Raw genomic sequence first — 8,155 nt, forward strand, 5'->3', positions numbered from 1 at the left:
TTTTTGCTACTTTTTGTTCACAAAAAGTAGCCTTCTCTGCGCTTGTTTTAACCTATTGCGCCATGCCGCGGCCCGGCCTAAGGAGGGCCGCCAAGGTCTTCTTATTTGAAAGCGCGGGGCCATGGCGAACCACATTTCTGCACCAACCGATTTCAGCAACCGGATTTCCGAGGCTCTGGCCTTCGACGATGTGTTGCTGGTTCCGTCTTATTCGCAAGTTCTGCCCACCACGGTGCGCACCGGCGCGCGGCTCACGCGCACAATTTCCCTGAACATTCCGCTGGTCTCGGCGGCGATGGACACGGTGACCGAGTCGGCGATGGCCATCGCCATGGCCCAGCAGGGCGGCATCGGCGTGATCCACAAGAATTTCACCATCGCCGACCAGGCCGCGCAGGTGCGCCGGGTGAAGAAGTTCGAAAGCGGCATGGTGGTGAACCCGCTGACGATCTTCCCCGACCAGACCCTGGCCGATGCGCGGGCCTTGATGGCGCAGCACAATATCAGCGGCTTCCCGGTGGTGGAGCGGGACGGGCGGCTGGTGGGCATTCTCACCCACCGGGACGTGCGCTTCGCAACCGACCCGAACATGCAGATTTCCCAGCTGATGACGCGGGACAATCTCGCCACCGTCACCACCGGCGTCTCGGCCGAGGAGGCGCGGGCTTTGCTGCACAAGCGCCGGCTGGAAAAGCTGCTGGTGGTGGATGAGGAATATCGCTGCGTCGGGCTGATGACCGTGAAGGACATGGACAAGGCCCAGGCGCACCCCTTGGCCAACAAGGACGAGCTGGGCCGCCTGCGTGTCGCCGCCGCGACCGGCGTGGGCGCCGACGGCGTCGAGCGCGCCGCCGCCCTGGTCGAAGCCGGCGTGGATGTGGTGGTGGTCGACACCGCGCATGGCCATTCCGACGGCGTGCTGCGCGCGGTCGAGCGCATCAAGCGTGAGTCCAACGCGGTGCAGATCATCGCCGGCAACGTGGCGACGCCCGAGGGCGCTCTGGCGCTGATCGATGCCGGGGCGGATGCGGTGAAAATCGGCATCGGCCCGGGCAGCATCTGCACCACCCGCGTGGTGGCCGGTGTCGGCGTGCCGCAATTCTCCGCGGTGCTGGAGACCGCCGCCGCTTGCCGCACGCGCGGCGTGCCGGCGATCGCCGATGGCGGCATCCGTGCCTCGGGCGACCTGGTGAAGGCGCTGGCCGCCGGCGCGGACGCGGTGATGGTCGGCTCGATGCTGGCCGGCACCGACGAAGCGCCCGGCGAAGTCTTCTTATATCAGGGCCGCAGCTACAAATCCTATCGCGGCATGGGCAGCCTGGGTGCCATGGCGCGCGGCTCGGCGGATCGGTATTTCCAACAGGAAATCAAGGACACGCTGAAGCTGGTACCGGAAGGCGTCGAGGGCCGCGTGGGCTACAAGGGGCCGATGGCCGCGGTGGTCCACCAGTTGGTCGGCGGCCTGCGCGCCGGCATGGGCTACACCGGCTGCGCCGATATTGCCGCGTTGCAGACCGACGCGAAATTCCGCCGCATCACCGGGGCCGGCCTGCGCGAAAGCCATGTGCACGACGTGGCGATTACCCGCGAAGCGCCCAATTACCGTCAGGAATGAGGCAGAAGAAAGCAGCCGCTTTTTGAAAAAAGCGGCGCAAAAACTTTTGTTACGCTGGGTCATGGGCGTTGTCGCCGACACAGCCCATGCCCAGAGTCATAAAGTTTTTTTGCTACTTTTTGTTCACAAAAAGTAGCCTTATTTTTGGATTTCACGACATGACCCCTGCCGGACAATTGGCCGCTGCGATCGATCTTCTCACGGAGATCGAAACCGATTCCCGCCCTGCCGACGCCGTGGCCAATCATTTCTTCCGCACCCGCCGCTTCATCGGCGGCGGCGACCGGCGGGAAGTGAGCAGCCTGGTCTGGGGCGTGTTGCGGGCGCGGCGGCATCTGGGCTGGTGGCTGAACCATGTGGGCGCGCCGGAGACGCCGCGGATGCTGCTGGCGCTGCAGGCGATTTTCTCCGGCATGACGCCGCACAAGATCGCCATGGCCTTCATCTCCGGCCGCTACGGCCCGCCGCCGCTCACCCCGGAGGAGACGGCGTTTCTGGACAAGTTCGCCGGGCGGACTCTGGACCATCCCAACATGCCGGAGCCGGTGCGCTACGAAGTCCCGGACTGGATCCTGCCGAAGCTGCGCGCCCAGTTCGGGCCGGGGCTGGAGGCGGAAATGGCCGCGCTCAGCGCACCGGCGACGCTGGATCTGCGCGTCAACGCGCTGAAGACCACGCGCGAAGCGGCGATGCTGGCGCTGGCCGGGGAGGGGCTCGCCGCCCAGCCCACCCCGTTCAGCCCCTGGGGGCTGCGCCTCGCCGGCCGGCAGGCGGTCACGCAGGGCAAGGCCTTCCAGGACGGGCTGGTGGAAATCCAGGACGAAGGCAGCCAGTTGATCGCGCTGCTGGTCGACGCCCAGCCCGGCATGCGGGTGGTGGATTTCTGCGCCGGGGCCGGCGGCAAGACTCTTGCGATCGCCACGACCATGGAAAACAAGGGCCATATCGTCGCCTGCGACGTCTCGGCGCCGCGGCTCGACGGCGCCATCAAGCGGCTGCGCCGCGCCGGCGTGCATAATGTGGAATCTCACCTGCTCAGCGCCGGCGATAAATGGGTGAAGCGCCAGGAGCAGAAATTCGACCGGGTGCTGGTCGACGCGCCCTGCACCGGCACCGGCACCTGGCGGCGCAACCCGGACGCCAGGCCGCGCCTACGCGAGGAAGATCTCCGTGAGTTGACGGCCAAGCAGGCGACTATTCTGGATCATGCCCAAAAATTAACGAAACCCGGTGGCAAACTTATTTACGCCACCTGTTCTTTGCTCAATGATGAGAACGAGGCTCAGGTGGAGGCGTTCTTGGCCAGGTATCCAACCTATCGGCAGGTGCCTGTCGCAATGCCCGAGGCGTTGCGCGGACCGTATCTGCGCCTTTCCCCACGGCGCCATGATACGGATGGGTTCTTCGCCGCCATTCTGGAGCGGCTTGCGTGATCGCGATCCGCCGCGCACGTGCCCGGGATGCCCCCGGCATCGCGGCGGTTCATGTGGCGACCTGGCGCAGCGCCTATGCCGGCCTGCTGCCGGACGAGTTTCTCGAACGCCTTTCCGCCATCAGGCTCGCCGGCCAATATGACCGGTCGATCCGCTTGGGGCTGGGTATGTATGTGGCGATCGATTCCAGCGATGATGCCGGCCCCGAACTGGTGGGGTTCACGTCCGCACGACGCAGCCGCAGCGGCCGGCTGGGCGAGGGCGAGGTAGAGACCCTGTATGTGATGGATGACTGGCAGAATCAGGGGATCGGTGGCGCGCTGCTGCGCGCCTCCGGGAAATTCCTCGCCTCGCTCGGGTGCCGCTCCGCATATGCCTGGGTACTGCGCGAGAACCCGGCGGGGTTTTTCTACCAGCGCCTCGGCGGCAAGCGCATCGCCACCGGCGTCACCCATGTCGACGGCCAGTCAATTCCGCAGGTCGCCTATTCCTGGGACCCGATAGAAACCCTGTTGGATGTCGACGCCTGATGCGCTAGCACGCGTCATGAGCGAAGAAAAAATCCTGATTCTTGATTTCGGCAGCCAGGTCACGCAGCTGATCGCGCGCCGCGTGCGCGAAAGCGGCGTCTATTGCGAAATTTTACCGTTCAACGCCGATCCCGCGCGGATCGCGGCGTTTGCGGCCAAGGGCATCATCCTGTCCGGCGGCCCGGCCAGCGTGGCCGATGAAGGTTCGCCCCGCGCCCCCGACTATGTGTTCACTGCCGGCGTGCCGGTGCTCGGCATCTGCTACGGGCAGATGGCGATGTGCGTGCAGCTGGGCGGGCAGGCCAAGGGCGCGGACATCCGCGAGTTCGGCCGCGCCCATATCGACGTGACCGACGATTGCGCGCTGTTCGAGGGCACCTGGGTGAAGGGCGCGCGCGAGCAGGTGTGGATGAGTCATGGCGACCATATTTCCGCCGCCCCGCCCGGCTTCCGCACCGTCGCGGTCTCCGAGGGCGCGCCCTATGCGATCATCGCCGACGATGCGCGCCGCTTCTACGGGCTGATGTTCCATCCTGAGGTGGTGCACACGCCGCACGGCGCGCAATTGCTGAGGAATTTCACGCACAAGGTTTGCGGGCTCAAGGGCGACTGGACCATGGCCGGCTTCCGCCAGGCCGAGATCGCGAAAATCCGCGCCCAGGTCGGCGCCGGCAAGGTGATTTGCGGCCTCTCCGGCGGCGTGGATTCCTCGGTGGCGGCGGCCTTGATCCATGAGGCGATCGGCGACCAGCTCACCTGCATTTTCGTCGACCACGGCCTGCTGCGCGCGGGCGAGGCGGAAGAGGTGGTGCGCGTGTTCCGCGACCAGTTCAACATCACGCTCGTGCACCGCGACGCGTCGGATCTGTTCCTCGGCCAACTGGCGGATGTGACCGACCCGGAACAGAAACGCAAAATCATCGGCAAGCTGTTCATCGACGTGTTCGATGAGGAAGCGCAGAAACTCGGCGGCGCGGATTTCCTTGCCCAGGGCACGCTGTATCCGGACGTGATCGACTCCGTGAGCGCGCTCGGCGGGCCGAGTGTGACGATCAAGTCGCACCATAATGTCGGCGGGCTGCCGGCCTACATGAAGCTCAAACTCGTCGAGCCGCTGCGCGAGCTTTTCAAGGACGAAGTGCGCGCGCTGGGCCGCGAACTCGGCCTGCCGGAGACCATTGTCGGCCGGCACCCGTTCCCCGGCCCGGGCCTCGCCATCCGCGTGCTCGGCGCGGTGACGCGTGAGGCGGTGGCGGTGCTGCAGAAGGCCGATGCGATCTACCTGGAAGAGATCCGCGCCGCCGGGCTGTACGATGCCATCTGGCAGGCCTTCGCCGTGCTGCTGCCGGTGAAATCGGTCGGCGTGATGGGTGACGGCCGCACCTACGACAAAGTATGCGCCCTGCGCGCGGTGACCAGCACTGACGGCATGACCGCCGACGTTTACCCGTTCGACATGGCGTTCCTCTCGCGCGTGTCGAACCGCATCGTCAACGAGGTGCGCGGCATCAACCGGGTGACTTACGACATTACGAGCAAGCCGCCGGGGACGATCGAGTGGGAGTGACGTTCCAAGGTTAAACCTCAACGGATATCTCCGCCGCTTGGCGCCGCGCATCGTTCCGTGACAATCGCGGAAGCGTGTGTGGCGCTGAGCGCACGTAATTGGAATAAGAAGCCGTGATAGCCTAGGATATGCTGCGCGGTGAGGAGCCCCGGGCCTGCAAGCCGCCGTGTCTTGAACTCCGCTTGAACGCAAAACCGATCTGCCAAGTAGGAGATGCGTCATGTCTGATCCTTCGCAGTTCAACGTCGACCGCCTTAGTCCGGACCGGTGGACAATCACTTTCAGCAACGCGCCGATCAATATGTTCGTTCCCGCGACGATCGTTGAACTGGCCGCGCTAATGACTGACCTCGTGCCAAGGTCCGCGGTGTGGGTTACGGTGTGCCGAGCGACTTCGAATTGAATTTCGGCCGGTATCTCCCCGCGTTCGGGCGGACGGAAGACGAAGAGGCGGCGCAGCCCGACTGATCACCGCCGTCCGCCGTTCGGCCGCAACGAGCTTGTCACGCGTGCGTCCGGACATCCGGGGCAACTGTTTGCCTGAAACGGAGATGCTCATGACTTACCCGTCATATGATAAGGACATCGCCGCCCTTCTGGTCGTCGACCCCTACAACGACTTCATTTCCGAGGGCGGCAAGATCTGGCCCCGGATCAAAGCCGTGGCCGAGGCCAACAACTGCGTTCCTAACATGCGGGAAGTCCTGAACGCCGCGCGACAGGCGAAGCTTCGCGTCTTTTTCGCGATGCATCATCGATATCGCCCCGGCGATTACGCGAGTTGGAAATATATCGCACCGATCCAGAGGGCGGCCTGGAAGAACAGGTCGTTCGAATTCGGCACCTGGGGCGGCGAGTTCCGGGCCGAGTTCGTGCCGGCGGAGGGCGAGATCGTCGCCACGGAGCATTGGTGCTCGAGTGGTTTCGCCAACACCGACCTGGAATTGCAGCTCAAAACGCATGGCATCCACGAGCTCATCGTCATCGGCCTGATTGCGCATACCTGCATCGAATCAACCGTCCGCTTCGCCGCCGAGCTTGGCTACGACGTTACGGTCGTCAAGGACGCCGTCGCTGATTTTACGGACGAAATGATGCACGCTGCGTTCGATCTCAACATGGCGAACTACGCCAGCGCAATCGTAACGACGAAGGACATTGTCTCCGCTCTGTCGTTCGGCGGTCCAGCTGCGTAGTGGTCAGGTTTGACACCCCCGATGCTAAAGTGATCCTTGACATGCAAGCAATTTCTTGCCTATATTCACGCAAGTAATCACTTGCGTATTTTCGCCATGACCGAGCATCGCCTTGACACCGATCTGACGTTCAAGGCTTTGGCCGATCCGAGCCGGCGTAAGCTGTTGGACGTGTTGCACGAGCACGACGGCCGTACGCTCAACGAGCTGTGCGAGCACCTGGATATGTCGCGCCAGGGCGTCACGCAGCACCTCGATGTGCTCGAAGCGGCGAACCTGGTCACGACCGTGCGGCATGGCCGCGAGAAGCTGCATTTCCTCAATCCGGTGCCCCTGCAGGAAATTTATGAGCGCTGGATTGCCAAGTTCGAAAAGCCGCGCCTCACGGCGCTTTCAAAGCTGAAACGACGACTGGAGAAAGGCAATGGCTAGAACGACTTTTCACTACGTGACGTATATTCGCACGACGCCCGAAAAACTGTGGTCAGCGCTGACCGAGGACGCGGCGTTCATGAAGCAGTACTGGTTCGGCGTGCGCTGCGAGAGTGAGTGGCGGCCGGGCAGTTCGTGGAAGATGGTGCACGCCGACGGCAGCGTCAGCGACGCTGGCGAGATCGTCGAGGCCGAACGCCCAACGCGATTGGTAATCCGCTGGAGGCACCAGCGAAATCCAGAGCTCGCGGCCGAGGGCGACTCGCTCTGCACAATGGAACTGGAACCCTCCGGGTCCGCCGTCAAGCTCTCCATCATCCACACCATCGAGCGCGACCCCTCAAAATTGATCGCGGCCGTGTCGGGCGGTTGGCCGAAGATCATCTCGAATCTGAAATCGCTGCTGGAGACCGGTGCTGTCGTCCTGAACGACGCCGGAAAAAAGTAGATATGCGGCCGCATGGCGGCGCTCGTCCTCACCAGGAAAAGGAGATCCGAAATGCCCGACATTCTTCACCGCGTCGGCATCGCCGCCGAGCCGGACCATGTGTTCAAAGCGCTGACGACTATCGAGGGCATCCGGAACTGGTGGTACTCCGAGACACACGGTGACGCCGCCAAAGGCGGTGCGTTTCAGTTCCGCAGGAACCGGCTGGAGGTGATCTGCGCCGATCCGAGCCTCGTGATGTGGCGCTATTCCGGTCCAGCGGAAGACTGGGTAGGCACGGAGATACGCTTCCGCCTCGAATGGCGTGACGGCCAGACTTACGTGCTGTTCAGCCATGAGGGCTGGCGCGACCCCAACGAATTCATGCACCACTGCAGCACCAAGTGGGCGACCTTCTTGCTCAGCTTGAAAGACCTGGTCGAGAAAGGCGAAGGCCGTCCGGAGCCCAGGGACATGAAGATCGCGGTCGGCGCCTGACGGGCGCCACGAACACGGCGCCCGGAAGGAAAGGGGAATCACGATGATTCACGACCTCTTCGGGCGGTTCTCACAATGCGAATGGCTACCTCCAAAACGATGCTTCATGAAGGGTACCCGCGGGTGATTTAGCCGTCTGGAACGGACGTGACCGAAGTGGGGTCAGGCAGAGGGCCGCCCAAAAATCGCCAGCCATCTTTGCTCAGGGGAGGCAACGCGATAGGCTCGATGGGTCAATCGAATGGGAGTGATGAACCGTGCCCGACGCCAGCCTGCGCATGACGCCAACCCGCAAGCCGGGCCGGCATTTCTTCGCCAACCCGGGACCGACCAACATTCCCGATTCCGTGCTGCGGGCGATGGACCGCAACAGTATGGATTTCGTGGAAAGCGACTTCCTGGAAATCTACGACCAGGCGCGGGCCGGGCTGAAGCGCCTTCTGTTCACCGAGCATGA

The 8,155-nt window shown here is 63.6% G+C and carries 8 protein-coding genes and 1 pseudogene; all 9 read left to right on the forward strand.

Features of this window, described 5'->3' with window-relative positions; genetic code table 11:
• The first annotated feature begins 121 nt into the window (after positions 1-121).
• Positions 122-1,615 carry an IMP dehydrogenase gene (guaB, locus tag VNC39_RS07015; protein ID WP_325397553.1) on the forward strand — a complete coding sequence of 498 codons (1,494 nt, stop codon included), beginning with the start codon at positions 122-124 and terminating at the stop codon, positions 1,613-1,615.
• 158 nt (positions 1,616-1,773) lie between these two features.
• Positions 1,774-3,048, forward strand: coding sequence for an RsmB/NOP family class I SAM-dependent RNA methyltransferase (locus VNC39_RS07020; RefSeq protein WP_325397554.1), 1,275 nt, complete (start codon positions 1,774-1,776; stop codon positions 3,046-3,048).
• Complete coding sequence (locus tag VNC39_RS07025; protein ID WP_325397556.1) at positions 3,045-3,578, forward strand: GNAT family N-acetyltransferase; 534 nt, start codon at positions 3,045-3,047, stop codon at positions 3,576-3,578. The genes VNC39_RS07020 and VNC39_RS07025 overlap by 4 nt, the downstream gene beginning before the upstream one ends.
• 16 nt (positions 3,579-3,594) lie before the next feature.
• Positions 3,595-5,145 (forward strand): glutamine-hydrolyzing GMP synthase, encoded by a 1,551-nt coding sequence (gene guaA / locus VNC39_RS07030; RefSeq protein WP_325397559.1) that lies wholly within the window; start codon positions 3,595-3,597, stop codon positions 5,143-5,145.
• 557 nt (positions 5,146-5,702) lie between these two features.
• Positions 5,703-6,341, forward strand: a complete 639-nt coding sequence (locus VNC39_RS07035; RefSeq protein ID WP_325397561.1) for an isochorismatase family cysteine hydrolase — start codon at positions 5,703-5,705, stop codon at positions 6,339-6,341.
• 81 nt (positions 6,342-6,422) lie between these two features.
• On the forward strand, positions 6,423-6,773 hold the full coding sequence (locus VNC39_RS07040) for an ArsR/SmtB family transcription factor (protein WP_325397563.1): 351 nt from the start codon (positions 6,423-6,425) through the stop codon (positions 6,771-6,773).
• Complete coding sequence (locus VNC39_RS07045) at positions 6,766-7,221, forward strand: SRPBCC family protein (protein ID WP_325397565.1); 456 nt, start codon at positions 6,766-6,768, stop codon at positions 7,219-7,221. Before VNC39_RS07040 ends, VNC39_RS07045 begins: the two co-directional genes overlap by 8 nt.
• Positions 7,222-7,272: 51 nt before the next feature.
• On the forward strand, positions 7,273-7,698 hold the full coding sequence (locus VNC39_RS07050) for an SRPBCC family protein (RefSeq protein ID WP_325397567.1): 426 nt from the start codon (positions 7,273-7,275) through the stop codon (positions 7,696-7,698).
• A 257-nt stretch (positions 7,699-7,955) separates the two neighbouring features.
• A pseudogene (locus tag VNC39_RS07055) lies at positions 7,956-8,155 on the forward strand (hypothetical protein); the annotation flags it as partial.

Origin of the sequence: Acidocella sp. (assembly GCF_035535915.1) — a bacterium.
GTDB lineage: Bacteria > Pseudomonadota > Alphaproteobacteria > Acetobacterales > Acetobacteraceae > Acidocella.

Excerpts from the sequence above, each read along its gene's own strand:
- guaB (WP_325397553.1), top strand. The coding sequence starts at position 122 with ATGGCGAACCACATTTCTGCACCAACCGATTTCAGCAACCGGATTTCC.
- VNC39_RS07020 (WP_325397554.1), top strand. The coding sequence starts at position 1,774 with ATGACCCCTGCCGGACAATTGGCCGCTGCGATCGATCTTCTCACGGAG.
- guaA (WP_325397559.1), top strand. The coding sequence starts at position 3,595 with ATGAGCGAAGAAAAAATCCTGATTCTTGATTTCGGCAGCCAGGTCACG.
- VNC39_RS07035 (WP_325397561.1), top strand. The coding sequence starts at position 5,703 with ATGACTTACCCGTCATATGATAAGGACATCGCCGCCCTTCTGGTCGTC.
- VNC39_RS07045 (WP_325397565.1), top strand. The coding sequence starts at position 6,766 with ATGGCTAGAACGACTTTTCACTACGTGACGTATATTCGCACGACGCCC.
- VNC39_RS07050 (WP_325397567.1), top strand. The coding sequence starts at position 7,273 with ATGCCCGACATTCTTCACCGCGTCGGCATCGCCGCCGAGCCGGACCAT.